Source organism: Piscinibacter gummiphilus (assembly GCF_002116905.1).
GTDB classification, from domain to species: Bacteria; Pseudomonadota; Gammaproteobacteria; order Burkholderiales; family Burkholderiaceae_C; genus Rhizobacter; species Rhizobacter gummiphilus.
This window is the reverse complement of sequence record NZ_CP015118.1, coordinates 1,701,262-1,726,783: the sequence shown is the minus strand read 5'-3', so window position 1 is coordinate 1,726,783 and position 25,522 is coordinate 1,701,262. Positions and strand designations below refer to the sequence as shown.

Below are 25,522 nucleotides of genomic sequence, written 5' to 3'. Positions count from 1 at the left end.
GCAGACACCCCCGTGACCTTCGACGCGCTGGGCCTCGCCCCGCGGCTGCTCGACCGTGCCCTCGACGAGGGCTTCGCCACGCCCACGCCGGTCCAGGCCGCCGCCATCCCCCTCGTGCTGCAGGGCCGCGACCTGCGGGCCTCCGCGCGCACCGGCTCCGGCAAGACGGCCGCCTACGTGCTGCCGCTGCTGCAGCGCTTCGCCACGGCCGAGATCACCACGCCGCGCCGCGTCACCACGCTGATCCTCGTGCCCACCCGGGAGCTCGCCGCCCAGGTGGCCGCCACGCTGCGCGGCCTCGCGCCGGCGCTCGCGCGCCCGCCGAAGATCGAGTGCGTGTTCGGCGGGGTCTCCATCAACCCGCAGATGATGGCGCTGCGCGGCGGCGCCGACGTGGTGATCGCCACGCCCGGCCGGCTGCTCGACCTCGTGCACCACAACGCCGTGTCGCTGTCGCGCGTGGCCACGCTCGTGCTCGACGAGGCCGACCGCATGCTCGACAAGGGCTTCGCCGACGAACTGGGCCTGATCCTGCAGTTGCTGCCGGCCAAGCGCCAGAACCTGCTGTTCTCCGCCACCTTCCCGCCGGCCGTGCGCGCGCTCGCCGAAAGCCACCTGCGCGACCCGGCCGTCGTCGACGTGGCCGACGAGCCCCTCGTGGTGCCGGCCATCCGGCAACGCGCGATCGAGGTCGACGAACCCAAGCGCACCGCGCTGCTCGCCCACCTGATCCGCGAGGAGGGCTGGTCCCGCGCGCTCGTGTTCGTTGCATCGCAGTACGCCGCCGAACACGTGGCCGAGAAGCTCCGCCGCCGCGACATCAAGGCCGCCGCCTTCCACGGCGACCTGAGCCAGGGCGCCCGCACCCAGCTGCTCGAGGACTTCAAGGACGGCTACGGCCAGGTGGTGGTGGCCACCGACCTCGCGTCGCGCGGCATCCACATCGCCGACCTGCCGGTGGTGGTGAACTACGACCTGCCCCGCTCTGCCACCGACCACGTGCACCGCATCGGCCGCACGGGCCGCGCCGGCGCCGACGGCCTGGCCGTGAGTTTCGTGATGGCCGACACCGAGGCGCACTTCCGCCTCATCGAGAAGCGCCAGGGCGCGCGGGTGCCGCGCGAGCGCATCGCCGGGTTCGAGCCCACCGCGGTCGCCACGGAGGCCCAGGCCACCGGCGGCATCAAGGGCAAGCGCAAGAGCAAGAAGGACAAGCTGCGGGAGCTGGCGGCGGAGGCCGAGGCCGCCGTGGCCGCTCGCAACAAACCGTAGGTGTCACCCCGGCGAACGCCGGGGCCCACTCGTGGCAGTGGATCCCGGCGTTCGCCGGGATGACCGGGCGTTTCACGGGCGCCGGGCGATCCAGCCGGCCAGTTCGTCCTCGGGCAACGCCAGAGCCTCCAGCACCTTCAACGCCGCGAACGCATCGTTCGCCGCATACAGCAGCTGCCGGTCGTTCAGCTCGGCCACCGACCAGTTCGACGTGGTGACCCGCTTGGACTTCGAGAAGGACTTGCCCGCCGCCACCGCCAGCGCGCCCCGCACGCCGATCGTGCGCGGGTAGCCGCGACGGCTGAAGACGATGTCGAGGTCGAGCACCGGCCGCACGTGCACGCCCAGGCGGGCCTTCAGCTGCGTGTGGTCGGACTGCAGGCCGAAACCCACCTTGACCACGTCGGGCGACTCGAGCACCTGCCGCACGACGTCGAGGCACGCGCCCACGCGCAACTGGAACACCCAGGCCTCGGTGGCCGTGGCGAACTGCACCACGTCGGGCCCGCCCGAGACCTCGCCGGCGGTGAAGGTGGGCTTCGATTCCGTGTCGAACCCCACGTAGCGGTGCCGGCCCAGCTCGGCCCACGCCGCGTCGATCTGCTGCGGCGTGTGCGGCACGTGGATGCGCGCCAGGGGCACGCCCTCGAACGGCGGCAGCGCGGCCACTTCGTCCTTCGACGGCGGGAGCTTGCGTGCCGCCATGGTGCGCTGCCCGTGCCTCACGCGACCTTGCCCTGCAGCATGTGCATCAGCAGGTCGAAGTTGACGATCTTGCTGACGGCGAACGAGCCCCAGCCGAACATCTTGCCCTTCTGCTTGATCTTGAGCTGGCCGTTCTTCAGCGTGGCCGAGCCGATGTCCTGCCACGTCAGCACGTCGGCGCGGTCGGTGGCCTTGCCCTTGCCGATGCCGTCGTGGCCGACGAACAGCGGGCCGAAGGACACCCGCTCCCCCCCGGCGATGCGGGCCTGCAGCGCGGGCGCCATCTTCTGCGTCACGCGTTCGCGCAGCAACGCGCCCAGGCCCCGTGCGTCGTCGACCCCGCCGCGGAACCAGCTGCTGCCCACCTTGAACGGCTTACCGGCCGTCAGCAGCGTGTACTTGGCGACCAGCACGCCCTTCACCTTGCGCTCGTCGACCAGCAGCCCCTGCACGTCGGCGAACATCAGCTTCTCGCGGCTGCGGTTGCGCACGAGGTAGAGCCGGTCGGCCCCCACCACCACCGCGGCACGGTTGCGCCACAGGCCGAAGCCGAGCATCGCGAGGCCCACGAGCGCCACGCCCGCGCCAACCGGGCTGACCGCCCGCGCCTCCACCCAGTGGTTGACCGCCTCGCCCACGGCCAGGACCAGCACGATGCCGCCGACCAGCGCCGTGATCAGTTGCGCGGACGCGCCGACGAACACCGTCGCCCCGGAGACCTCGAGCCGCTTCGCCCAGGTTTCGCCGGCGATGTCACCCCACGCCCACAGGGCCACCACCAGCAGCAGCGTGCCGCCGGCGAACGCCAACTCGGCGCCGCGCCCGAGGCTCAGCGGCTCGTCACCTTCATGCAGCGCCACCGGGTCGGTGATCTGGAGGCCGGCGATCTTCTGCATCTCCTCGCGCACGCTGCCTTCCAGTTCGCGGGCCACGCCGCTCACCGGGTAGGGGCGCTGGTACCGGCTCGGGGACTGCATCGCCTTGTCGGCGGCTTCCTTCGTGCCGAAGTCCTGCGACAGGCGCACCCACAGCACGGGGTGGATCTTCTCGTCGCGGAAGGCCTTCTCCTGCATCGCCAGCGAGCCGACGGGCACGAACACGTGGGCCGAGTCGCCCCGCTTGCGGCTGTGGCTGTAGTTGATCATGTAGTACGGCATCAGGTACCCGTCGGTCACCTGGATGTACTGGTCTTCGCGGGGTTTCGGGCCGCCGCCCTCCAGCGCCGCGATGCCGATGCGCTGCAGGTCGCGCAGCGTGGGGTCGGACTGCAGTTGCATGAGCCCGTAGGTCAGCAGGGCGAGCGCGATCACCGCGACGATGGCCTTGGCCAGAAGATTGCGTTTCAAAGAGGCTCCTCCCCCGCAGCGGGTGTGTGTTGGTTTGCCGCCGAGTCTACCGACCCTCAGATGGCCAGGGCCGTGGTGTTTTTCACTTCCTCCATGACGGCGTACGTGTGCGTCTCGCGCACGCCGGGCAAGGTCCACACCACCGTGCCGATCCACTCGCGGTACGCCCGCATGTCGGACACCCGCGTCTTGATCAGGTAGTCGAAGCCGCCGGCCACGAGGTGGCATTCGAGGATCTCGGGACGTGTCTGGACCGCGGCGCTGAAGGCGTTCATCACGTCGTGCGTGGTGCGGTCGAGCACGACCTCGATGAACACGAGCATGCCGGCGCCGAGCTTGTCGGGGTTCAGCCGCGCGGTGTAGCCGAGGATGAAGCCGTCGCGCGTGAGGCGCTTGACTCGCTCGAGCACGGCCGTGGGCGACAGGTGCACCTCCTCGGCGAGCTTGATGTTGGAGATGCGGCCGTCGGCCTGCAGCGCCCGGAGGATGCGGGCGTCGATCTTGTCGAACCCGTGGGGCACGAAGGACGGCGCTTCGGCTTCGGTCTCGCTGGGGCGGGGACGCATGCTTGATAAATCTCCAAGATCACATCGATGTTTGGAGATTAATCCAACAGATCAAAAACTACCATAGAGAAAACCACCACGTTTTTCGCACATCCCATGAACCAAGTCCCCTTCAGCCTGTCGCCCCGCCGTGCGGCCGACCGGCTCCCGAGCCCGTACCGCGACGAGGCCACCGTGCTGCAGGACCTGTTGTCCCGCCTGCCCGCCAGCCTGTCGTGGCCGGCGGCGATGGACACGGCCCGGCCCTGGGTCGCCGCGGTGCGCGAGTCGCCCGCGCCGTTCTGGGCGATGGAGTCGCTGCTGCGCGACTACCCGATCTCGAGCGCCGAGGGCCTCGCGCTGATGCGGCTGGCCGAGGCGCTGCTGCGCGTGCCCGACGCCGCCACCGCGATCGCCCTCACGGCCGACCAGCTCGGCAAGGCCGACTTCGGCACGCCGGCCGCAAGCCACCACAAGGTGATCTCGGGGCTGTCGTCGAGTGTCATCGCGCTGTCCAAGCGCTTCCTGCCCGACCACGACCATGAAGGCGGTCTCTTCAAGCGCCTGGGCGCGCAGACCGTCGTGGCGGCCACGGTGCGCGCGATCCAGCTGATGGGCCGGCAGTTCGTGCTGGGCCGCCAGATCCGCGAGGCATTGTCCGAGGCCGACGGCGCCCGCAAGGTCCAGCCGCAGCTGCGCTACAGCTACGACATGCTCGGCGAAGGCGCGCGCACCGAGGCCGACGCGCGCCGCTACCTCGCGTCGTACCACGACGCCATCGAGCACATCGCGAAGGCCGGCGTGCGCGGTGCGGGGCCGGAGGGTTCCGACGGCATCTCGATCAAGCTGAGCGCCCTCTTCTCCCGCTACGAGGACGCGCAGCGCGAGCGCGTCGGCGACACGCTGCTGCCGCGCGTGTGGTCGTTGATGGAGCGCGCCGCTGCAGCCGACATCAACCTGACCATCGACGCCGAGGAGTGCGACCGCCTCGAACTGTCGCTCGACGTGTTCGAGGCGCTGGCCACCCGCGCCGCGCCCCGCTTCCCGCAGTGGCGCGGCTTCGGTCTCGCCGTGCAGGCCTACCAGACCCGCGCCCGTCACGTGATCGACGAGGTGGCCCGCATCGCCCGCACGAACGGCCAGCGCTTCATGGTGCGCCTCGTCAAGGGCGCGTACTGGGACGGCGAGATCAAGCGCGCCCAGGAGCTGGGCCTTCCGGCGTACCCGGTCTACACGCACAAGCACCACACCGACATCTCGTACCTCGCGTGCGCCGGCGCCCTGATCGACCACGCCGATGTGATCTACCCGCAGTTCGCCACACACAACGCCGGCACCATCGCGGCCATCCAGTCGATGGCGAAGGCCCGTGGCGCGACGTACGAGATGCAGCGCCTGCACGGCATGGGCGAAGGCGTGTACCGCGAAGTGCTGAAGGACGCGGGCGTGCCGGTGCGCGTCTACGCCCCCGTCGGCGAGCACCGCGACCTGCTGGCCTACCTCGTGCGCCGCCTGCTCGAGAACGGCGCCAACTCGTCGTTCGTGCACCAGCTCACCGACGAGTCCGTGCCCGTCGACACGCTGCTCGCCTCGCCGCTGCACCCGGCCGCCGTGCCGGGCCTGCCGCTGCCGGTCGCGCTGTACGGCTTCGACGGCACCTCGGGCCGCCGCAACCCGCAAGGCGCCGACCTCGCGGTGACCGCCGAACGCGCCGTCTACGAACAGGCGGTGGACGCGGCGGTGGTCGAATCCGTGCCCGAGGCCCCGGTCGGCGGCATCGCCGCCACGATGACCCGCCTGCACGGCGGCTTCACCGCCTGGAACGCCACGCCGCTCGCCGACCGCGCCGCCGTGCTGCGCCGCGCCGCCGACGCGCTGGAACAGCGCCAGCCCGAGTTCTGCGGCCTGCTCGTGCGCGAGGCCCACAAGACCCTCGGCGACTGCATCTCCGAGGTGCGCGAGGCCATCGACTTCTGCCGCTACTACGCCGACCAGGCGGAGGCCACGCTCGCGTCGCGCGCCCTCCCGGGACCGACAGGCGAGAGCAACACGCTGCACCTGCACGGCCGCGGCGTGTTCGTCTGCATCAGCCCGTGGAACTTCCCGCTCGCGATCTTCGCGGGCCAGGTCGTCGCCGCGCTGGTGGCCGGCAACACCGTGGCGGCCAAGCCCGCCGAGCAGACCCCGGCCGTCGCCGCACGCTTCGTCGCGCTGCTGCACGAAGCCGGCGTGCCCGCCGACGCGCTCGTGCTGCAGCACGGCGAGGGCCACACCGTGGGCGCCGCGCTCGTCGCGCACCCGCTCGTCGCGGGCGTGTGTTTCACCGGCTCCACGGCGGTCGCGAAGGCCATCAACCGGGCGCTCGCCGCGAAGGACGGCCCCATCGTGCCGCTGATCGCCGAGACCGGCGGCATCAACGCGATGGTGGTCGACAGCACCGCGCTGCCCGAGCAGGTGGTGGACGCCGTGGTGCAGAGCGCCTTCCGCAGCGCCGGCCAGCGCTGCTCCGCGCTGCGCCTGCTGTGCGTGCACGAGGGCATCGCCGACGGCGTGATCGAGATGATCGCCGGGGCGCTGCAGGAGCTGTCCGTCGGCGACCCGTCGCAGCTGTCGACCGACGTCGGCCCGGTGATCGACGCCGAGGCCCACGCGAACATCGCCCGCGAGGTGACCCGCCTCGAAGGGTCGGCCCGCGTGATCGGCCGTGCCCCCGTGGGCCTGGACGTCACCGGGCACGTCATCGCTCCGGTGGCGTTCGAAGTCGCGAAGGTGTCCGACCTGTCGGCCGAGATCTTCGGCCCGGTGCTGCACGTGGTGCGCTGGTCGGGTGATGCCGACGCCGTGATCCGCGAGGTGAACCAGCTCGGCTACGGCCTCACGCTCGGCCTGCAGACCCGCATCGACTCGCGCGCGCTGCGCCTCGCGGCCGAGGCCCGCATCGGCAATGTCTACGTCAACCGCAACATGATCGGCGCGGTGGTCGGTGTGCAGCCGTTCGGGGGCGAGGGCCTGTCCGGCACCGGCCCGAAGGCCGGCGGCCCGCACTACCTGTTCCGCTTCTGCGCCGAGCAGACCGTGACCATCAACACCGCGGCGGCCGGCGGCAACGCGGCGCTGCTCGCGGGGACGTCGCACTGATGGATTCCTCGATCGCCTTCATCGGTGGCGGCAACATGGCCACCGCGCTCATCGGCGGGCTCGTCGCGAGTGGCACCGACCCGCGTTCCATCCAGGTCGTCGAACCCTTCGAACCGCAGCGCGAACGCCTGTGGGCCGAACACGGCGTGTTCGCCACGCCGGTGGCCGACAGCGCCGTCGCGCGCGCGGGGCTCGTGGTCTGGGCCGTCAAGCCGCAGGTGTTCGCCGAGGCCGCCGCCGCGTGCGGGCCGGGCCTCACGAACGCGCTGCACCTGAGCGTGATGGCCGGCGTGCGCAGCGACACCCTCGCCCGTGCCACCGGCAGCGAGCGCGTGGTGCGCGCGATGCCCAACACCCCAGCCCTGATCGGCCAGGGCATCGCGGGCCTGTTCGCCCGCGAGGCGGTCTCGGCCACGGACCGCGCCCTCGTGGAGGCGGTGCTGCGCCCCACCGGCACCACGCTGTGGGTCGAGACCGAGGCGGACCTCGACGCGGTCACCGCGCTGTCCGGCTCGGGCCCCGCGTACGTGCTCTACCTGCTGGAAGCGATGATGGCCGCCGGCGCCTCGATGGGCCTCCCGGCCGACCAGGCCCGGGCGCTGGCACTCGCCACGGTGGCGGGCACCGCCGAGATGGCGCGGCGTTCGGCCGAGCCGCCGGAGGTGCTGCGCGCCCAGGTGACGTCCAAGGGCGGCACCACGGCCGCGGCCATCGGGACGCTCGACCGGGGTGCGGTCAAGGAGTGCTTCGTGGAAGCGATGCGCAACGCGCAGCGGCGGGCGGTCGAACTCGGGGCGGATTGATCCGCTCTCCCACGAAGTCGTCCCGGCGCAGGCCGGGACCCCGGGCCTGACCCGAAGCGCGGATGGCCATGCTCGATCGGGCCGTGCCGGCTGCGCGCGCCACCGTTCCCCTCATGAGTGAGACCGCGCCGGGAGTTCGCCCCGGCGGGCGAGTCACTTATTTGCTGGTGCAAATAAGTAACCAACAAAGCACCTGAACACCAGCTTCGGCTTATTCGGCTCTGCTGCTCCTGCTCCGCGGGACTCGCGCGTCGAACGCCGAGAACTCGATGACGCCAGGACTTCTCGCCAGGCTCTGACTCGCGGGGTCTGCCTTCGCGAACGCTCGGTTCAATCGAGCCACTCGCGTCGTTCCGCACAGGGCGGAACATCCTGCTGAGCGCAGGCGTTGACGCCTGCGCGCGATGGCATCGGGCTCTGCGATGACGCGCCGTTCGCGCGCCAGGCCCAGGGTCCCGGCCTGCGCCGGGACGACATCCTTCCAGCGCCCTCAGGCCGCGCGCCCTCCCAGGTACAGCTCGCGCACCTGCGGATCGTCCATCAGCGTCTTCGCCTCGCCCGTCAGCGCCACGGCCCCCATCGACAGCACGTAGGCCCGGTCGGAGATGCGCAGCGCCTCCAGCGCGTTCTGCTCCACCATCAGCACGGTGACGTGTTCCTTGGCGCGGATGTCCATCACCGCCTGGAAGACCTCGAGCAGCATCTTGGGCGACAGGCCGGCCGACGGTTCGTCGAGCAGCAGCAGCTTCGGGCGGGCCATCAGCGCGCGGGCCAGCGCGAGGATCTGGCGTTCACCGCCCGACAGCGACGCGGCCGGCGCGCTCAACTTTCGCATCAGCACCGGGTACAGCGTGCAGAGCTCGTCGAGGCGCTGTGCCACGTCGGCATCCGACTGGAAATGCCCGCCCACCTGCAGGTTCTCGCGCACGCTCAGCGCGCTGAACACGTTCTCGGTCTGCGGCACGAAGCCCAAACCGAGTTTCTGGATCTTCGTGTGCACGGGCACCTGGCCCACGTCCGCGCCGTCGAGCACGATGCGGCCGATGCGCGGCTTCAGGAAGCCCGCGATGGTCTTGAGCAGCGTGGACTTGCCGCAGCCGTTCGGGCCCAGCAGCGTGACGATCTCGGCGGCGTTCGCGTGCAGCGTCATGCCGCGGAGGATGTCGACGTCCGGCGTGTAGCCGGCCGTCACGTTGTCGATCTGGATCATGCGTTGACTTTCTCGGATTCGGTGGCCGCCCGGCCGCCGCCGAGGTAGGCCTGCAGCACGCGTTCGTTGGACGACAGTTCGTCCGGCCGGCAGCTGGCGACGATGTGGCCGCGGTCGAGCACGATGCAGCGCGTGCACACCTCGCGGATGAAGTGCATGTCGTGTTCGACGATGACGATCGTCATGCCCTGCCGGTTCAGGCGCTGGAGCGCCTGGACGATGTCGTTGCGCAGGTTGGGGTGCACGCCCGCGGTGGGTTCGTCGAGCATCAGCAGCCGCGGCTTGCCCATCAGCGCGCAGACGATGCCGAGCAGCTTCTTCTGGCCGCCCGACAGCGCCGACGACGGCAGGTCGCGCACGGGGGTCAGCAGGAATTCCTTCAGCAGCGCATCGGCCTCGACGCGTGCCCGTTCCTCGGCCTCGCGTGCGGCACGGGTGCCCAGCAGCGTGTCGAAGAAGCCGTGGCGCGCGGTGGCCGCGGCCATGGCGACCTCGATCACCGACATCTTCGTGGGCATCGACGGTAGCTGGAAGGTGCGGCCGAGCGCGCGGTCGACGATCCGGTGTGCGGGCAGGCGGTCGATGCGACCGCCCTCGAACAGCACCTCGCCCTGGTCGATGCGCTCGAAGCCGGTGACGAGGTTGAGCAGCGTGCTCTTGCCGGAGCCGTTGGGGCCGAGCAGGCCCACGATCTCACCGGGTTCGACCTGGAAGGAGACGTCCTCGAGGACCCGGTTGCCACCGAAGGCCTTGGCCACCGAACGGACCTGGAGGAGCGGAGCGGTGACGGCGGTCATGCGGGAATCTTGCGGAGTTTTTCGGGAACGAGGCCCTCGCTGCGCCACAGCAGGCACGCGAGGAGGATCAGGCCGATGAGGCCCAGGCGCAGCGCGCCGGCGAGGTCGGAGCCGAAGCCGAACCAGTCCTTCGCGAACGGCACGGCGCTGTACGCGGCCTGCACGAGCAGCACGCCCACCAGCACGCCGGCGGTGTTGCCCATGCCGCCGATCATCACCATGGTCCAGAGCAGGAAGGTCTCGGAGGCCACCATGTAGTCGGGGCCCGCGAAGCTCATGTAGTGCGCGTAGAGCGAGCCGGCCAAGGCGGTGACGGCGGCGCCGGCCATCAGGGCGCGGGTCTTGAGCGACTTCAGGTCATAGCCCATGCACGCGGCGAGCTGCGGCTCCTCGCGCATCAGGCGCAGCGCGCGGCCGAAGCGGCCGTTGGCCACGCGGCGCAGCGACAGCGCGGCCACCGCGACGACAGCCAGCACCAGCCCGAGGAAGGTGACCGCGTTCCAGGGGCGCGGCAGGCCGTCGAACAGCGACGGGATGGCGCTGATGCCCTGCGCACCGCCGGTGAGCCAGCCCTCGTTGGTGGCGATGGTGCGAAGGATCTCGGCGATCGCGAGCGTCGCGATGCCCCAGTAGTCGGAGCCGAGCTGGCGGCCGAGGCGGGCCACGGCCCAGCCGAGCGCCATCGCGAGGCCCACGCCCACGAGCGCACCGGTCCAGCCGGAGCCCCCGGCCTGGATCACGATGCCGGTGGCATAGGCGCCGAGGCCGGCGAACGCGATGTGCCCGAAGTTGAGCAGCCCGGACCAGCCGGCCTGCAGGTTCAGGCCGAGCGCCATCAGCGCGTAGATGCCCGCGATGGTGAAGGAGGAGATGAGGAAATCAGACACGGCGCACCTGGCGGTCGAAGAGGCCGTACGGCTTGAACAGCAGGGCCAGCAGGAGGATCAGGAAGGAGGCGGCGCCGATGTAGGCCACCGGCAGGAAGGCCACCGGCTTGCCGAACAGGAAGCCGAAGTTCAGGTTCGTGACCGCGGTTTCGGTGAAGGCGATCAGCACGCCGCCGGCCACCGCGCCGAGCGGGTTGCCGAGGCCGCCGAGGATCGCGGCGGCGAACACCGGTAGCAGGAGGTCGTGGCCGAGGTTCAGGTGGGCGCCGGTGGACAGCGCCAGCATGCTGCCGCCGAGGCCGGCGATGGCGCCGCTGCCGAAGTTGACGACGCGCGTGATGCGTTCGGCGTTGAGGCCCGAGGCGTCGGCGAGCGCGCGGTTCGAGGCCAGCGCGCGCATGGCGCGGCCGGCGCGGGTGAAGAAGAGCAGCAGCGAGAACAGCACCAGCAGCAGCAGCGTGGTGCCCACGGTGAGCAGCTGGGTGTTGGTGATGCGGGCGTCGCCGAATTCGTGCGGCGCCGACAACGGCAGGTCGAACATGCGCGGGAACGAACCCGCGACGCCCTGCAGCACCGCGACGATGAGCATCGCGACCGCGAGCGACCCGATCATCGCGATGGCCGGCCCCGACCGCAGCAGGCGGCGGAACACGAGCAGGTGCATCGCCAGCGTGAACAGCCCGGTGACGGCACAGGACAGCACGATGGCCCCGACCAGCGGCACGCCGGCGGCACGGAGGAAGAAGGTGAGGTAAGCCCCCAGCATCGCGTACTGCACGTGCGCGATGTTCGGGAACTTGACCAGGCCGTAGACCATGCTCAGGCCCAGCGCGATGAGCGCGAGGTCGGAGGCACGCAGGGCCGTGTCGACGAGAAACTGCAGCATTGGAGGGGGAAGATCGGGAGGGACAGGGGCCGCCGGGCGGTCACCCGGCGGCGTCGGTCTCGGGTCAGCGGGGGACGACCTTGCCGTCGTACTTCAGCTTCGCGTACGGCGGGTCGATGCGCTGGCGGTCCGCGTCGAACGTGATCGGGCCGGTCACGCCCACGTAGCCCTTGCCGATGTCCTTCAGCGCGGCCTGCACGGCGGCGGGCTGGGTCGACTTGGCCTTGTTGATGGCGGCGGCCGTCATCATCACGGCGTCGTACGCGTAGCCCGTGTACGAGGTCTTCATGCCTTCCTTGTACTTCGCGGCGAACGCGGCGGCGTAGGCCTTGCCCGCGTCGCCGTAGACCGAGCCCACTTCCATGCCCAGCTGGCCCTTGGCGATCTCGGCCGGCGTGTCCGACAGGCTCATGCTCAGCAGGATCGCGTACCACGGCGTCTTGCGCAGGCCCAGCTCGAAGGCCTCGCGGTTCAGCACGGCCGACTCCTGCCCGTACGCGGTGTAGACGTACGCATCGGGGTTGCTGCGCGACATCTGCTGCAGCTCGCGGCGGTACGTCGACTGGCCGGCGGTGTAGAGCACCTCGGTGACCACCTGGCCGCCGAGCTTCTCGAACTCTTCCTTGAAGCCGTGGGCGACACCCTGGCCGTACGCGTTGTTCGGGGCGATCATCGCGACCTTGCGGTAGCCGAGGGCCCACGTGTCGGCGGCGGAGAACTTGTTGCCGAGGTTCTCGAGGCCGATCAGGTTGAACGCGGTCGCGCCCAGGTCCTTGATCTTCACGCTCGTGCTGGCGATGTTGATGTGGGTGACACCTTCCTTCACGAGGTACTGCGCCATCGGCAGCGTGATGCCCGACGAGTACTCGCCGATCACCACCGGCACCTTGTCGACACTCACGAGCTTGCGCGCGGCGTTCAGCGCCGTGGTGGGGTTGCCGCCCGAGTCCTCGATGACCACGGCGAACTTCTTGCCCAGCACACCACCCTGCTCGTTGACCTTGTCGACGGCGAGACCCACGGCGCGGCGCACGTCCTCACCCACCGTGGCGTTGGCCCCGGTCAGCGACAGCACGGCCCCCATCTGCACCGTCTCCTGCGCCTGGGCGGCGAACCCGGCACCCGCGAGAGCCAAGGCCAGGCTGGTGCCCGGCAGAACGGAACGAATCGAGAAACGCATCAAACACTCCTGAAGTGAAAGCCGGGGCCGGCGGGGCGCTTCCTCGGTCCGGCACGGGCGTGCATGACAGAGTCGTGAAGCGGGGCCATTGTCCCGGCGCAACCGCAGAACTTTTCACTAAAGATCGTGCGGATTTCGGAGTGTTGAACAGCCATGAGCGACCCCGGTCCCGATGTCGCTTCGGCCTTCGCGTCTTCCGTGGTGACTCACACGGCGACGGCGGTGCACCGAACGCACCACCGTGGCGCGTTCGTGCGGTACGCGTTCGCTATTTCCCCGCGACGGTCACCCAGCTCCATTCGAGCCAGTTGTCCGCGCGGTGGACCACGGTCACGTTCGAGCGTGCGGCCCACGGGATCACCTGGCGGTGCAGCGGGATGTTCAGCACCTGCTCGTTGTGGCGCTTGAGCGCCTCCTTGATGAGGGCCTCGCGCTTCTTCGGGTCGGGCTCGCGGCTGGACGCGGCGGCGAGTTCGTCGAACTTCTCGTCCTTCACGCCGCCGAAGTTCCAGGTGCCGGTGCCCTGGTCGGTGCGGCTGCGCAGCACGGGCGTGAACATCGTCTCGGCATCGGTGATGGAGCCGCCCCAGCCGAGCAGGTACATCGACGTGTCCTGCTTCTGCAGCTTCGGGAAGTACAGGCTGCGCGGCATCGCGTTCACGCGCACCTTCACGCCGAGCTTCGCCCACATCGCCGCGAGCGTCTGGCACAGTTCCTCGTCGTTGATGTAGCGGTTGTTCGGGCAGTCGAGCGTGACCTCGAAGCCGCCGGCATAGCCGGCCTCGGCCAGCAGCTTCTTCGCGGCCTCCAGGTCGTACGGCAGGCGGCGCTCCAGCTCGGGGTCGTTGTAGGCGCCGAGCGGCGACGGCGTGATGCCGCCGGTGGGCAGCGACTGGCCGCGCATCAGGCGCGACTTGATCGCCTCGATGTCGATGGCCTGGTACAGCGCACGGCGCACGCGCACGTCCTTGAAGGGGTTCTTGCCCTTGACGCTGCCGTACAGCAGCTGGTCGCGCTGCTGGTCCATGCCGATGAAGAGGATGCGGTTCTCGGGGCCCTCGATGACCTTCACGTCCTTCGACGACTTGAGGCGCTGCACGTCCTGCGGCACCGGGTCGAGCACGAAGTCGACCTCGCCCGAGATGAGCGCGGCGGTGCGCGTGGCGTCGCTGCCGATGGGCGTGTAGACGACCTCCTGCACGTTGCCCTCGAACTTGCCCCACCACGCGGGGTTGCGCTTGTAGGTGGTCTTCACGTCGGGCTGACGCGAGACCAGCATGAAGGGGCCCGTGCCGTTCGCGTGGAACGACGCGAAATTCTCCGCCTTGCCCTTGAAGTTCGCGGGCTCGGTGGCCTTGTTCTTCTCGGACCAGGCCTTGCTCATGATCTGCACCGCGGTCAGGTGCTGCTCGAAGATCGGGTTGACCTGCGCCTGCTCGAACTCGAGCGTGAGGGCGTCGATCTTCTTCGGCGTGCCGAGCGCGGCGGCGTAGGCGCCGATGTCGGAGGTGCCGGCCTTCGCGCGCTGCACCGAGAAGATCACGTCGTCGGCCGTGAACGGCGAGCCGTCGTGGAACTTCACGTTCGGGCGCAGCTTCACGCGCCAGCGCGTGGGCGCCACCTGCTTCCACTCGGTGGCGAGCACGCCCACGAGTTCGAGCGACTTGCCCCGGTTCACGAGCGTCTCGTAGACCTGCCCGTTCATCTGGTTCGTCAGCGACTCGTTCTGCGAGTGCGGGTCCATCGTCTGCGGATCCCCCTGCGACGACCAGCGCAGCGTCTGCGCCGACGCGGCGGCGGCCAGCGACACGAGCAGGCTTCCCACGACAACCCCACGGCGCATCATTCGTCTCCTTCAAAAGGAGACGAGTTTAGGGGGCGGCGAGCGAGGAAGCTTCTGAGGGACTCGCATGTCCCCCAACACGAAATGTCATCCCGGCGAAGGCCGGCGGGACGACACGTCAGGACTTGCCGAGCCGCTTCAGCGTGTCCGGCCCCGCCCACAGCTCGTCGAGGTGCGAGAACTTCCACTCCGCGTTCGACTCGCGCGCCACGATGCGGTCGTTGCAGGAAGGGCTGGACAGGTCCAGCAGTTCCGGCGTGATGTGCAGCTGGGAGCGGGTCGAGAAGAAGACCTTCACGACCGGGGTGACGAGGGATTTCTCGTTCTGCGAGACCACCACCGCGAGCCGCCCCGAATGGAGGCGCAGCAGCGAACCCGTCGGGTAGATGCCCAGGCTCTTCACGAAACCCTGGAACACGGCGTCGTCGAAGTGCCCGCCGCGCCATTCCGCCATGTTGCGGATGGCCTCGGCCGGGTCCCAGCCCGACTTGTACGGGCGGTCGGACGTGATGGCGTCGTACACGTCGCAGACGGCGCCCATGCGCGCCATCTTCGAGATCTGGTCGCCGCGCAGGCCGCGGGGGTAGCCGCTGCCGTCCATCTTCTCGTGGTGGTGCAGGCAGATGTCGAGGGCCGCCAGCGGCGCGGTGCCCCCGGCGCGCAGCATCTCGAAGCCGCGCTCGGGGTGCGACTTGATGACGCGGAACTCGTCGTCGGTCAGGCGGCCCGGCTTGTTCAGCACGTCGAGCGGCATCACGGCCTTGCCCATGTCGTGCAGCAGGCCGCCGAGGCCGGCGACGCGGGTCTCGTTCTCGTCCGCACCGAGCTGGCGCGCGAGCGAGACCATCAGCGCGCACACGGCCACCGAGTGCATGTAGGTGTAGTCGTCGTGGGTCTTGAGCCGGGCGAGGCTGACCATCGCGCCGGGGTTGCGCCACACCGAACTGGCGATCTCGTCGACGAGCGGCAGGCACTCCTCGGCGTCGATGGCCTTGCCGAGGCGCGCCTCTGAAAAGAGCGCGACCACCGCCTGCTTCGACTTGCCGATGAGCACGGTGGCGCGGCGCACCTCCTCCTCGAAGTCGGTGGACTGCGGGGCCGGGGTCACGGGCGGGGCGGCCGGCGCGGGGGCCGCGGCGGCCGGGGACGGCGCGGGTGCGGGCTCCGGCGCCACGTCGAGGCCCTTGCCCGGGTCGATCCAGACCTCCTCGACACCGCTCGCCTGCAGTTTCTGCAGGTCGGCCGGATCCTCGATGACGAACTTGGTTTTCCAGAACGGATGGTCGAGCCACGCCCCGGTGAGGGAGTGGACGTGCATGCCGAGACGGACCTGCCGAACGGGGATCTTCTTCAACATCGTGGTACTGGGCGCCAGCGGGACAGGTCGACCCCGAGAGTTTGCCTTCGGGAAAGGCGACTGTGGGCGCCGAACCATGAAAAAGGCCGCACATCGTGCGGCCTTGTTGAAAACAAGAAGGCCGCGACGAGTCGCGGCCTTGCTCGTTCGGGCGGGACGGCCGGTCAGCGGAAGCGCGACTGGGGGTGCACCGTCAGGTCGCTCTTGAGCGAGCCCAGGTAGTTGGCGATCAGCTTGAGTTCAGCGTGCGTGAAGCCCTGGATCTGGGCCTGCATCGTGGGGTTCGCGCGGCCCACGTGCGGGTTGCCGGCGATCTGGTACGACTTCAGCGCGACGTAGAGGTAGTCGGCGTGCTGGCCGGCGAGCTTCGGGTACTCGCCGCTGATGGCGGTGTTGAAGTCGGTGCCGTGACAGGTGACGCACTTGCCCTTGTCGAGCAGCGCGGCCACGTTGGCCGGGGCGGCGGGCAGCGTCTTCTCGGCGCCGGCGACGTTCTGCTTCTCGTAGAAGGCGGCGAGGTCGGCCATGTCCTGCTCGGTCAGCGAGGCGGCGATGCCCTTCATGGTCGGGTGCTTGCGGTCACCCTTCTGGTACTCGTTCAGCGCGGCGACGATGTACTTCGCGCCCTGGCCGCCGATCATCGGGACCTTGTGGATCTCGGGGAAGCTGGCCTGGTAGCCGGGAATGCCGTGGCAGCCGATGCACATGGCCGCCTTCTTCTCGCCCGCGGCCGCGCTCGGGGTGATGGGGTCGGCTGCCTGCGCAACCGAAGCCGCGCCGATCAGGGCGGTGGCCATCACCGGAAGGAATTTGGAGAACGTCAGTTTCATTGGGTTCTTCGGGCGAGTCTTCAGGTAACCCGTGATTATATGGGCCCTTATACTGGGGCACACCTTCACAGAAACCCACCCCGATGAAGTTCCAAGGCTCCGACAACTACGTCGCAACGGATGATCTGATGCTGGCCGTGAACGCGGCCGCCACGCTGAAGCGCCCCCTGCTCGTCAAGGGCGAGCCCGGCACCGGCAAGACGATGCTGGCCGAGGAAGTGGCGCAGTCGCTCGGCCTGCCGCTGCTCCAGTGGCACATCAAGTCGACCACGAAGGCCCAGCAGGGGTTGTATGAATACGACGCCGTGAGTCGCCTGCGCGACAGCCAGCTCGGCGACGAACGCGTGAAGGACATCCACAACTACATCGTCAAGGGGGTGCTGTGGCAGGCCTTCGCGTCCGAGCAGCCGGTGGCGCTGCTGATCGACGAGATCGACAAGGCCGACATCGAGTTCCCGAACGACCTGCTGCGCGAAATCGACCGCATGGAGTTCTACTGCTACGAGACGCGCGAGCTCATCCGCGCGAAGCACCGCCCGCTCGTGTTCATCACGTCGAACAACGAGAAGGAACTGCCCGACGCCTTCCTGCGCCGCTGCTTCTTCCACTACATCAAGTTCCCCGACGCGGACACCATGAAGTCCATCGTCGACGTGCACTTCCCCGGCCTGAAGCAGGAGCTGCTGTCGGCCGCGCTCAAGCGCTTCTACGAGGTGCGCAACCTGCCGGGCCTGAAGAAGAAGCCCAGCACGTCGGAGCTGATCGACTGGCTCAAGCTGCTCGTCGCGGAAGACATCCCGCTCGAGGTGCTGCAATCGAAGGACGATAAGGTCGCGGTGCCGCCGCTCGTGGGCGCGCTGCTGAAGAACGAGCAGGACGTCTCGCTGTTCGAGAAGCTCGTCTTCATGCAGAAGCACAACCGCTGAGTTCCGGCGCCGTCATGACCTGGCTCGCCCCCGTCACGCTCACCGGACAGCACGCCTCGCTGGTGCCGCTCTCGGCCGACCTGGCCGACGCCCTCGTCGAGGCCTCGCGCGAAGGCGAGCTGTGGAAGCTCTGGTACACGGCCGTGCCCTCCCCCGGCGCCATGGCCGCCACCATCGCCCAGCTGCTGCAGCACCGTGACGCCGGCACCGTGCTGCCGTTCGCCGTGCTCGACGCCCAGGGCGTGCCGGTGGGCATGACACGTTTGATGAACCTCGACCCGGTGCACAAGCGCCTGGAGATCGGCGGCACCTGGTACGCCACGCGGGTCCAGCGCAGCGCGCTCAACACCGAATGCAAGCGGATGCTGCTCACGCATGCGTTCGACCGCCTAGACTGCATCGCGGTGGAATTCCGCACGCACCGGCTGAACCAGCAGAGCCGCCGCGCCATCGAGCGCCTGGGCGCCCAGCTCGACGGCATCCTGCGAGCGCACCAGCGCACGGCCGACGGCAACCTGCGCGACACCGCCGTCTACAGCATCACCGCGGCGGAATGGCCCACGGTGCGCACGCACCTCGACTGGCAGCTCGCGAAGCCGCGCTGACCCGGATCAGCCGGCCAGTTCCACCCGGTTGCGGCCCGCCGCCTTCGCGCGGTACAGCGCGGCGTCCGCCCCGGCCACGAGGCAGTCCACACCCGACGCGGACGGTGTCACCGCGGCCATCACCCCGATGCTCACGGTCACCGGCACCCGCTGCCCGCCCTGGACGAACGCGAGGGCCTCGACCGTGCTCCGCACGCGTTCGGCCACTTCCAGCGCCTGGTCGGCCGCGGTGCCGGGCAACACCAGCGCGAACTCCTCGCCGCCGTAGCGCGCCACCAGGTCGCTCGCGCGCGCCGCCACCTGGCGCAGCGTCGCCGCGACGAGGCGCAGGCACTCGTCGCCCGCGAGGTGCCCGAAGCGGTCGTTGACCGACTTGAAGTGGTCGATGTCCACCAGCAGCAGCGCGACGGGCACCCCCGCCCGCCCGGACCGCCGTGTTTCCCGCAGCAGCACCTCGTCGAAGTGCCGGCGGTTGAAGACCCCGGTCAGCCCGTCGGTGACGCTGCTCCGTGCCAGTTCCTCGTTGGCGCGGGCGAGGATCGCGAGCGTGCGCTCGAGTTCCGCGGTGCGGTCGCGCACCCGCTGCTCGAGCCGCTCCTGGGCGAGGGCCTGGACCTCGATGGCCTGCGCCTGTGCCTCGATCTTCGCCTCGCGCTCCAGGCGCACGCGTTCGGTGAGGTCGAGCGCCTGCTGCTGGGCCCGTTCGCGGGCCTCGCGCTCGCGCTTGATGCGATCGGCCAGCGCCACCGACAGCAGCAGGCTCTCGAGCGCGAAGCCGATGTGCTGGGCGTTGTCGGCGAACCAGCCGCCCTCGATCGCCCCGAGCACCGACAGCAGCGACGCCACCGTGCCGATGGTGACCATGGCCCAGGCGACGGCGAAGTAGCGGGCGTAACGGTTTCCCTGGCGGATCAGCACCACCGACATCCACACACCGATGCCGGCGGACACCAGTCCCATCAGGCCCGTCGACGTGAGCAGCGGACGGTTCGGCCACACCGCCGAGGCCGCGAGCGCGACGGCCCAGTACACCGCCAGCCCCGTGTTGACCTGTCGCAGGTAGCGCGGCCGCACGCGGTCCAGGTCGAGGAAGAAGCGGAAGAACAGGGTCGCGGCCAGGAAGCTCGCGCAGGAGAAGACCTCGTAGTCGTGCCGCAGGAGCCAGCCGGCCCCGGGCCACAGGTACATCGCACCGTAGCCCGTCACCGTGAGTTCGTAGAGCAGCACGAACAGCAGGTACACGCTGTATATCGCGTAGCTCTTCTCGCGCACGAAGACCGACAGCGCGATGTTGTAGAGGAACATGACCCCGATCACGCCGAAGAGCGCGCCCATCAGCACGGCCGTGTCGAAGCGCCGCGCCTGGAAGCGGGCGGCGTCGGACACCACCAGCGGCACGAGGTAGGCCGTGTGGCTCTCCACCCGGAGCACGACCTGGCGGACACCGCCCTCGGGGATGTCCAGCGGGAACACGAACGCGGGATCCTTCAGCCACCGGGCCGCGGTGCCGGCCTCGATGCCGCCGCGGCGCACCGGGTTCCATGCACCGGACGCCGGCTCGCGCGTGTGGAACTCGATGCGGTCGATCATCGGCCACTCGATGGCCAGCACCCAGCGCTTGTCCGCTGGCGCCTCGTTGCGCACGGTGAAGCGCAGCCACGCGGGACGTTCCTCGCGGGTCAGGTTGATCGTCTTTTCCGAAGAGGCCGCCCAGCGGCCCGCCAGCGGGTGCGACATCGCCCCCTCGGCCGTCAGGCGTTCGCCCGCGGCCTCGAACAGCACCTCCACGCCTTCGATGCGAACATCGCCGGCGCCCGCGCCCAGCACGTTCACCCGCCCGGCCGCCCCCGCCAGGAGCGGGAACACCACCAGGGCCGCGAGCACCAGGCGCGGCCACATCCAGCGAAACGGTTCGAAGGGAGACGCCGTCACGTCGCCTCAGGCGGCCAGCACCACGCGGTTGCGTCCGGTGTCCTTCGCCCGGTACAGCGCGGCATCCGCCTCGGCCACGAAATCGGTCAGAGGCTGGTCCAGCGAGGTCACTTTCGCCACCACACCCAGGCTCACGCTGATCGGCACGCGGCGGCCGCGGTAGATGAAGTCGATGGCCTCGACGGCCTGGCGCACGCGATCGGCCATCTCGACGGCATGGGCCGCGTCCGTCCCCGGCAGCACCAGCGCGAACTCCTCGCCGCCGTAGCGCGCGACGAGGTCGGTGGACCGGGCGGCCATCTGCCGCAGCGCCGTCGCCACGAGACGCAGGCATTCGTCGCCGGCCAGGTGGCCGCAGGTGTCGTTGACCCGCTTGAAGTGGTCGATGTCGACCAGCACCACCGCCAGCGGGACCTGGGTGCGCTCCGATCGGTGGTACTCCTTCTCGAGCACCTCGTCGAAGTACCGGCGGTTGTGCACCTTGGTCAGCGCGTCCGTGACGCTGAGCTTGGCCAGCTCGACGTTGGCGATCTCCAGGTTCTTCATCGCACGCTCGAGTTCGGCCGTGCGGTCGAGCACGCGCACCTCCAGGTCCTCGTTGGCCTTGCGCTGCACCTCGATCGCATGGGCCTGGGCGATGATCTTCTGGTCGCGCTCGACCTCGACCCGCTTGGTCAGTTCGAGCGCCTCCCGTTGCGCGGCCTCGCGCACCTCGCGCTCGTGCTTGATGCGGTCGGCGAGCGCCACCGACAGCAGCAGCACCTCCGCGACGAAGCCGATGTGCTGGGCGTTGTTCGTGAGCCAGTTGCCCTCGAGCACCCCGAACAGCGACAGCAGCGAGGCCACCGTGGCGGCCACCAGCACCGACCAGGCGGCGCCGAAGTAGCGGGCGTACCGGTTGCCCTGGGCGATCAGCACGACCGACGAGTACACGCAGACGAAGCTCGACAGCAGCCCGACCAGCGCGATGCTCGCCGACAGCGCCCGGTTGGGCCACACCGCCGAGACGACAAGCGCGAAAGCCCAGTAGGCGACGATGGCCGTGTTGATGCGCCGCAGGTGGGCCGGCCGCGCCGTGCGCAGGCCCAGGAAGTAGCGGAAGAACAGCGACGCGCTCAGGAAGCTCGCGCAGGCGAACAGCTCGTAGCTGTGCAGCATCAGCCACGGCACGTCCGACCACAGGTACATGGCCCCGTACCCGGTGATGGTCAACTCGTACAGCAGCACCGTCAGCAGGTAGACGCCGTACACCGCATAGCTGCGCTCCCTCACGAACAGGGCCAGCGCCGCGTTGTAGAGGAACATCACCCCGAGCACGCCGAACAGCACGCCCATCAGCACGGCGGTGTCGAAGCGGCGCTGCTGGAACTCGGTGGCGTCGGACACCAGCAGCGGCACGAAGAAGGCGGAATGGCTCTGCACCCGCATGACGTACTGCATCGACCCGCCCTCGGGGATCCGCAGCGGGAACACGAAGGCGGGGTCCTTCATCGGCTTCGAGTTCGCCGCGACGGCCGCGCCCGAACGCTGCACCGGGCCCCATTCGCCGGTGACGGGGTCCCGCGGGTGGAGTTCCACGCGGTCGATCAGGGGCCACTCGATGCCCAGCACCCAGGCCTTGGCCGGTGGCGCCTCGTTGCGCACGGTGAACCGGATCCACACCGGCTGCCGCTGCCGGGAGAGGTTGATCTTCTTGCCGGCGTAGACCGCCCAGCGGTCGGCCAGCGCCGGCGACATCACCTGCTGCGGCGACAGCGCCTCCGATTCGGCCTGGTACAGCAGCTCGACCGTGCCCTCGACCCGCACCGAACGGTCCCCGGCGGTGAGCACCGCCGCCGGCGGCAGGGGAGCCGCCATCCCCGGGGCACTGAACCACCCCAGCAGCCAGACGAGCGCGAACGCGCGCAGAACGAAGGACAAGTCAGCCACGGCACCTCGATCACACTGGATGATCCGACCCAGCTCGGGACGGCGCGCCTGCACGGCCGCGCTGTCTGTGCGTTCATTTTCAGGCACGGACGCCGGACCGGAAGCCCCCCTTCCGGGCATCATGGGAACCGGCGCCCGGTTTTGTCCGAAAAGTCGCAATCGGCGCCTGGGGGTTTTCACCCGGGATAGCATTGGCGACGCGCCACCTCGCCGCGGGAGACACCCTCGCGACTGCCAGCACCGCCCGATGCGGGAGAATCACCCCATGCTGATCAACTTCTTCTTCACCCTGCGGGCCGCCAAGCTCAAGGTCTCCGTCAAGGAGTACCTGATGCTGCTCGAGGCGGTCCAGGCCGGCGTGATCGACGGCGAGGCCGGCCCCACGGTGGACGACTTCTACTACCTCGCCCGCACGTCCCTCGTGAAGGACGAGAGCCAGTTCGACAAGTTCGACAAGGCCTTCGCGGCGTACTTCAAGGGCGTCGAGCTGCTCGCCGACTTCACGAAGGACATCCCGCTCGAATGGCTGAAGAAGAAGCTGGAGCTCGAACTCACCCCCGAGGAGCGCGCGCTCGTCGAGAAGATGGGCTGGGACGAGCTGATGGAGACGCTCAAGAAGCGCTTCGAGGAACAGAAGGAACGCCACGAGGGCGGCAACAAGATGATCGGCACCGGCGGCACCTCGCCGTTCGGCGCCTACGGCTACAACCCGCAGGGCATCCGCATCGGGCAGGACAAGAGCCGGAACAAGAGCGCGGTCAAGGTGTGGGACCAGCGCCAGTTCAAGGACTACGACGACAACCTCGAGCTGGGCACCCGCAACATCAAGGTGGCGCTGCGCCGCCTGCGCCGCTTCGCCCGCGAGGGTGCGGCCGACGAGCTGGACCTCGACGACACCATCCGCTCCACCGCCGCGAACGCCGGCTGGCTCGACCTGAAGATGGTGCCCGAGCGGCACAACAAGGTGAAGGTGCTGCTGCTGATGGACGTGGGCGGCACGATGGACGAACACATCCACCGCGTGGAGGAGGTGTTCAGCGCCGCGAAGGCCGAGTTCAAGCACCTCGAGTTCTACTACTTCCACAACTGCGTGTACGACTACATGTGGAAGAACAACCGCCGCCGCTACAGCGAGAAGTTCTCCACGTGGGACATCCTGCGCAAGTACAACAAGGACTACAAGCTGATCTTCGTGGGTGACGCCACGATGAGCCCGTACGAGATCCTGCAGCCGGGCGGCAGTGTCGAATACAACAACGAGGAAGCCGGGGCCGAGTGGCTCCAGCGCCTCACCAACGCCTTTCCGAAGTACGCCTGGATCAACCCCGAGCCGCAAGGCGTGTGGGGCTACCGCCAGAGCATCGCCATCGTCCAGCAGCTGATGAACCACCGCATGTTTCCGCTCACGCTCCAGGGCCTCGAAGGGGCCATGCGCCTGTTGAGCAAATGAGCATGGTCCGTGGCGCGGCCCGCATCGTCGCGGGCGCGTCGATCTGTCTCGGCCTCGGCGCCTGCAGCATGCTGCCGTGGCGCGACGAGCCGGCCGCCGCCGACAACGCGCCGGCCGCGCCAGCGCCGGCCGCCTCCTCGGCCGCCGCGGCCACCTACCACCTCGAGGTCGACGCCCCGAGGGACCTGCGCACGCTGCTCGTCACCTACCTCGACCTCGCCCGCTTCGAGGGCGCAGCGCAGGCCGAAGGCATCACCGAAGGCGAACTCAACCGCCTCGCGAACGCATCGCCCGCCCAGGCGAAGACGCTGCTCGAGACCGAGGGCTACTTCGCCGCCGACGTCACGGTGTCGCGCGAGACGGCCACCGACGGCCTGCCTCTCATCCGCCTGAAGGTGTCGCCCGGCCCGCGCGCCACGGTCAGCGAACTCGACCTGAAGGCCGACGGCGAACTGCAGCGGCTGGCCGAGGCCGGCGACAAGGACGCCCTGACCCTCCTCGAGCGCATCAAGGAACGCTGGAGCCTGCCGCCCGGTGAACCCTTCCGCCAGGCGGCCTGGAACGCCGCGAAGAACGGGGCGCTGGCGAACCTGCGGTCCGATGGCTATCCGGCGGCCAAGTGGAAGGCCACCAGCGCCCACGTGGACGCCCGCGCGCACACCGCGGTGCTGTCCGGCGAGATCGACAGCGGCCCGCGGTACCTGATCGGTCCCATCGTGATCGAAGGCATGTCGCGCTACGACGAGGCGCTGGTGCGCAACGTCGCCGAACTGCCGCCCGGCTCCCCCTACAGCGAGAAGCGTCTCACGGAGTTCCAGGAGCGGCTGCTCAAGCTGAACTTCTTCGAGACCGTGGCCGTGGACATCGACCCCGACCCGGCCACCGCGGCCGCCGCACCGGTGCGCGTGCGCGTGCGCGAGCAGAACCTGCAGCAGGCCACCACCGGCTTCGGTTTCAGCGACGCCACGCGCTTCAGCGTCACGCTGGAGCACCGGCACCGCCGGCCGTTCGGCTGGAACGGGCAGGTCTACAACAAGATCGAGTACGGCTCGAAGAAGCGCCTGTGGGAAGGCGAACTCATCTCGAACCCCGACGAACACGGCTACCGCAAGCTGCTCGCGACGAGCTTCTCCTGGGAAGACGCCGCGAGCGAGATCTCGCGCAACAACCGGGTGCGTGCCGGCCGCTCGTACGACACCCAGCACATCGAACGCCTGATGTACGGTGAATGGCTGACGAGCGAACTCACCCGCGCCAACGGCGTGGAGGAATCCGCCCGGGCCCTGTCGGCCAACTACAACTGGGTCTGGCGCCAGGTCGACAACATCATCCTGCCCACGCGCGGGCTCACCGTGTCCATCGAGACCGGCGCCGGCTACGCTCGGTCCAACTACGCGGACTCGGGCGGCTTCGTGCGCCTCTACACCCGCGACGTCCTTTACTGGCCGCTCGGCGGCTCGTGGTACACGCAGCTGCGCGTCGAGGCCGGGCAGGTGTTCACCGGCAACAGCGTGGGCATCCCGGACCCGCTGCTGTTCCGCGCGGGTGGTGATGAATCCGTGCGCGGCTATGCCTACCGCACGCTCGGCCCCCAGCGCGACGGCGCGGTCTCGAGCGGACGCGTGCTGCTGACCACCAGCGCCGAGCTGGCCCATCCCATCTCGCAGAAGCTGGAGAACCTGTGGTGGGCCGTGTTCCTCGACGCCGGCAACGCGGCCGACACCTGGCATTCTTACGAACCGGTGCTGGGCTACGGCCTCGGCATCCGCTACCGCAGCCCCGTGGGGCCGCTGCGCGTGGACCTCGCCTATGGCGAGGAAGTGCAGAAGTTCCGCATCCACCTGAGCGTGGGCATCGCGTTCTGACGACGGCGATCCTGGC

The 25,522-nt window shown here is 69.5% G+C and carries 20 protein-coding genes; 7 read left to right on the top strand and 13 right to left on the bottom strand.

Going from position 1 to position 25,522, the window contains the following annotated elements; translation table 11 throughout:
• Window positions 1–12: 12 nt before the first annotated feature.
• Window positions 13–1,272, top strand: coding sequence for a DEAD/DEAH box helicase (locus A4W93_RS07780; RefSeq protein ID WP_085754076.1), 1,260 nt, complete (start codon window positions 13–15; stop codon window positions 1,270–1,272).
• Window positions 1,273–1,344: 72 nt separating this feature from the next.
• On the opposite strand, the gene A4W93_RS07775 is transcribed toward A4W93_RS07780, so the two are convergent.
• The 3 genes from A4W93_RS07775 to A4W93_RS07765 are packed head-to-tail and all read right to left on the bottom strand — an operon-like array spanning window position 1,345 to window position 3,889.
• Window positions 1,345–1,977, bottom strand: coding sequence for a 3'-5' exonuclease (locus A4W93_RS07775; protein WP_085750076.1), 633 nt, complete (start codon window positions 1,975–1,977; stop codon window positions 1,345–1,347).
• Between the two features lie 17 nt (window positions 1,978–1,994).
• Window positions 1,995–3,323: a DUF6585 family protein gene (locus tag A4W93_RS07770; protein ID WP_085750075.1), complete on the bottom strand. Its 1,329-nt coding sequence runs from the start codon at window positions 3,321–3,323 to the stop codon at window positions 1,995–1,997.
• Window positions 3,324–3,379: 56 nt separating this feature from the next.
• On the bottom strand, window positions 3,380–3,889 hold the full coding sequence (locus A4W93_RS07765) for an Lrp/AsnC ligand binding domain-containing protein (protein WP_085750074.1): 510 nt from the start codon (window positions 3,887–3,889) through the stop codon (window positions 3,380–3,382).
• Between the two features lie 96 nt (window positions 3,890–3,985).
• On the opposite strand from A4W93_RS07765, the gene A4W93_RS07760 reads away from it, so the two are divergent.
• Together A4W93_RS07760 and proC are read left to right on the top strand one after the other, a co-directional pair.
• Window positions 3,986–7,006, top strand: a complete 3,021-nt coding sequence (locus A4W93_RS07760; RefSeq protein ID WP_085750073.1) for an L-glutamate gamma-semialdehyde dehydrogenase — start codon at window positions 3,986–3,988, stop codon at window positions 7,004–7,006.
• Window positions 7,006–7,809: a pyrroline-5-carboxylate reductase gene (proC, locus tag A4W93_RS07755; protein ID WP_085750072.1), complete on the top strand. Its 804-nt coding sequence runs from the start codon at window positions 7,006–7,008 to the stop codon at window positions 7,807–7,809. Before A4W93_RS07760 ends, proC begins: the two co-directional genes overlap by 1 nt.
• A gap of 490 nt (window positions 7,810–8,299) precedes the next feature.
• Here the strand turns inward: proC and A4W93_RS07750 are convergent, their stop codons facing one another.
• The 8 genes from A4W93_RS07750 to A4W93_RS07715 form a co-directional block, all read right to left on the bottom strand.
• Window positions 8,300–9,019 carry an ABC transporter ATP-binding protein gene (locus A4W93_RS07750; RefSeq protein ID WP_085750071.1) on the bottom strand — a complete coding sequence of 240 codons (720 nt, stop codon included), beginning with the start codon at window positions 9,017–9,019 and terminating at the stop codon, window positions 8,300–8,302.
• Complete coding sequence (locus tag A4W93_RS07745) at window positions 9,016–9,816, bottom strand: ABC transporter ATP-binding protein (RefSeq protein ID WP_085750070.1); 801 nt, start codon at window positions 9,814–9,816, stop codon at window positions 9,016–9,018. Before A4W93_RS07745 ends, A4W93_RS07750 begins: the two co-directional genes overlap by 4 nt.
• Entirely contained in the window at window positions 9,813–10,703 is an 891-nt protein-coding gene (locus tag A4W93_RS07740) for a branched-chain amino acid ABC transporter permease (RefSeq protein WP_085750069.1), read from the bottom strand. Before A4W93_RS07740 ends, A4W93_RS07745 begins: the two co-directional genes overlap by 4 nt.
• Window positions 10,696–11,589, bottom strand: a complete 894-nt coding sequence (locus tag A4W93_RS07735; RefSeq protein ID WP_085750068.1) for a branched-chain amino acid ABC transporter permease — start codon at window positions 11,587–11,589, stop codon at window positions 10,696–10,698. The genes A4W93_RS07740 and A4W93_RS07735 overlap by 8 nt, the downstream gene beginning before the upstream one ends.
• A 64-nt stretch (window positions 11,590–11,653) precedes the next feature.
• Window positions 11,654–12,769: an ABC transporter substrate-binding protein gene (locus tag A4W93_RS07730; protein ID WP_085750067.1), complete on the bottom strand. Its 1,116-nt coding sequence runs from the start codon at window positions 12,767–12,769 to the stop codon at window positions 11,654–11,656.
• A gap of 268 nt (window positions 12,770–13,037) precedes the next feature.
• Window positions 13,038–14,612: an ABC transporter substrate-binding protein gene (locus A4W93_RS07725; RefSeq protein ID WP_085754075.1), complete on the bottom strand. Its 1,575-nt coding sequence runs from the start codon at window positions 14,610–14,612 to the stop codon at window positions 13,038–13,040.
• Window positions 14,613–14,730: 118 nt separating this feature from the next.
• Window positions 14,731–15,969, bottom strand: coding sequence for a cyclic di-GMP phosphodiesterase (locus A4W93_RS07720; RefSeq protein ID WP_085750066.1), 1,239 nt, complete (start codon window positions 15,967–15,969; stop codon window positions 14,731–14,733).
• A 164-nt stretch (window positions 15,970–16,133) separates the two neighbouring features.
• Window positions 16,134–16,799 carry a c-type cytochrome gene (locus tag A4W93_RS07715; RefSeq protein ID WP_085750065.1) on the bottom strand — a complete coding sequence of 222 codons (666 nt, stop codon included), beginning with the start codon at window positions 16,797–16,799 and terminating at the stop codon, window positions 16,134–16,136.
• A gap of 83 nt (window positions 16,800–16,882) precedes the next feature.
• On the opposite strand from A4W93_RS07715, the gene A4W93_RS07710 reads away from it, so the two are divergent.
• Both A4W93_RS07710 and A4W93_RS07705 read left to right on the top strand, forming a co-directional pair.
• On the top strand, window positions 16,883–17,725 hold the full coding sequence (locus tag A4W93_RS07710; RefSeq protein WP_085750064.1) for an AAA family ATPase: 843 nt from the start codon (window positions 16,883–16,885) through the stop codon (window positions 17,723–17,725).
• Between the two features lie 14 nt (window positions 17,726–17,739).
• Window positions 17,740–18,330: a GNAT family N-acetyltransferase gene (locus A4W93_RS07705; RefSeq protein WP_085750063.1), complete on the top strand. Its 591-nt coding sequence runs from the start codon at window positions 17,740–17,742 to the stop codon at window positions 18,328–18,330.
• 6 nt (window positions 18,331–18,336) lie between these two features.
• On the opposite strand, the gene A4W93_RS07700 is transcribed toward A4W93_RS07705, so the two are convergent.
• Both A4W93_RS07700 and A4W93_RS07695 read right to left on the bottom strand, forming a co-directional pair.
• A complete protein-coding gene (locus A4W93_RS07700) occupies window positions 18,337–20,229 on the bottom strand; it encodes a sensor domain-containing diguanylate cyclase (protein WP_085750062.1) in 1,893 nt (630 codons plus the stop codon).
• A 39-nt stretch (window positions 20,230–20,268) separates the two neighbouring features.
• Entirely contained in the window at window positions 20,269–22,191 is a 1,923-nt protein-coding gene (locus A4W93_RS07695) for a sensor domain-containing diguanylate cyclase (protein WP_169726517.1), read from the bottom strand.
• A gap of 265 nt (window positions 22,192–22,456) precedes the next feature.
• Here A4W93_RS07695 and A4W93_RS07690 point away from each other — a divergent pair, with 265 nt between their 5' ends.
• Both A4W93_RS07690 and A4W93_RS07685 read left to right on the top strand, forming a co-directional pair.
• Window positions 22,457–23,641: a vWA domain-containing protein gene (locus A4W93_RS07690; RefSeq protein ID WP_085750060.1), complete on the top strand. Its 1,185-nt coding sequence runs from the start codon at window positions 22,457–22,459 to the stop codon at window positions 23,639–23,641.
• Window positions 23,638–25,506: an autotransporter assembly complex protein TamA gene (locus A4W93_RS07685; protein ID WP_085750059.1), complete on the top strand. Its 1,869-nt coding sequence runs from the start codon at window positions 23,638–23,640 to the stop codon at window positions 25,504–25,506. Before A4W93_RS07690 ends, A4W93_RS07685 begins: the two co-directional genes overlap by 4 nt.
• The last annotated feature ends 16 nt before the right edge of the window (window positions 25,507–25,522 follow it).

What these genes read in the sequence shown, in the direction of transcription:
- A4W93_RS07775 (WP_085750076.1), bottom strand. Translation starts at nt 1,977, where the DNA reads ATGGCGGCACGCAAGCTCCCGCCGTCGAAGGACGAAGTGGCCGCGCTG.
- A4W93_RS07765 (WP_085750074.1), bottom strand. Translation starts at nt 3,889, where the DNA reads ATGCGTCCCCGCCCCAGCGAGACCGAAGCCGAAGCGCCGTCCTTCGTG.
- A4W93_RS07760 (WP_085750073.1), top strand. Translation starts at nt 3,986, where the DNA reads ATGAACCAAGTCCCCTTCAGCCTGTCGCCCCGCCGTGCGGCCGACCGG.
- proC (WP_085750072.1), top strand. Translation starts at nt 7,006, where the DNA reads ATGGATTCCTCGATCGCCTTCATCGGTGGCGGCAACATGGCCACCGCG.
- A4W93_RS07750 (WP_085750071.1), bottom strand. Translation starts at nt 9,019, where the DNA reads ATGATCCAGATCGACAACGTGACGGCCGGCTACACGCCGGACGTCGAC.
- A4W93_RS07745 (WP_085750070.1), bottom strand. Translation starts at nt 9,816, where the DNA reads ATGACCGCCGTCACCGCTCCGCTCCTCCAGGTCCGTTCGGTGGCCAAG.
- A4W93_RS07735 (WP_085750068.1), bottom strand. Translation starts at nt 11,589, where the DNA reads ATGCTGCAGTTTCTCGTCGACACGGCCCTGCGTGCCTCCGACCTCGCG.
- A4W93_RS07730 (WP_085750067.1), bottom strand. Translation starts at nt 12,769, where the DNA reads ATGCGTTTCTCGATTCGTTCCGTTCTGCCGGGCACCAGCCTGGCCTTG.
- A4W93_RS07725 (WP_085754075.1), bottom strand. Translation starts at nt 14,612, where the DNA reads ATGCGCCGTGGGGTTGTCGTGGGAAGCCTGCTCGTGTCGCTGGCCGCC.
- A4W93_RS07720 (WP_085750066.1), bottom strand. Translation starts at nt 15,969, where the DNA reads ATGTTGAAGAAGATCCCCGTTCGGCAGGTCCGTCTCGGCATGCACGTC.
- A4W93_RS07715 (WP_085750065.1), bottom strand. Translation starts at nt 16,799, where the DNA reads ATGAAACTGACGTTCTCCAAATTCCTTCCGGTGATGGCCACCGCCCTG.
- A4W93_RS07710 (WP_085750064.1), top strand. Translation starts at nt 16,883, where the DNA reads ATGAAGTTCCAAGGCTCCGACAACTACGTCGCAACGGATGATCTGATG.
- A4W93_RS07705 (WP_085750063.1), top strand. Translation starts at nt 17,740, where the DNA reads ATGACCTGGCTCGCCCCCGTCACGCTCACCGGACAGCACGCCTCGCTG.
- A4W93_RS07700 (WP_085750062.1), bottom strand. Translation starts at nt 20,229, where the DNA reads ATGTGGCCGCGCCTGGTGCTCGCGGCCCTGGTGGTGTTCCCGCTCCTG.
- A4W93_RS07690 (WP_085750060.1), top strand. Translation starts at nt 22,457, where the DNA reads ATGCTGATCAACTTCTTCTTCACCCTGCGGGCCGCCAAGCTCAAGGTC.
- A4W93_RS07685 (WP_085750059.1), top strand. Translation starts at nt 23,638, where the DNA reads ATGAGCATGGTCCGTGGCGCGGCCCGCATCGTCGCGGGCGCGTCGATC.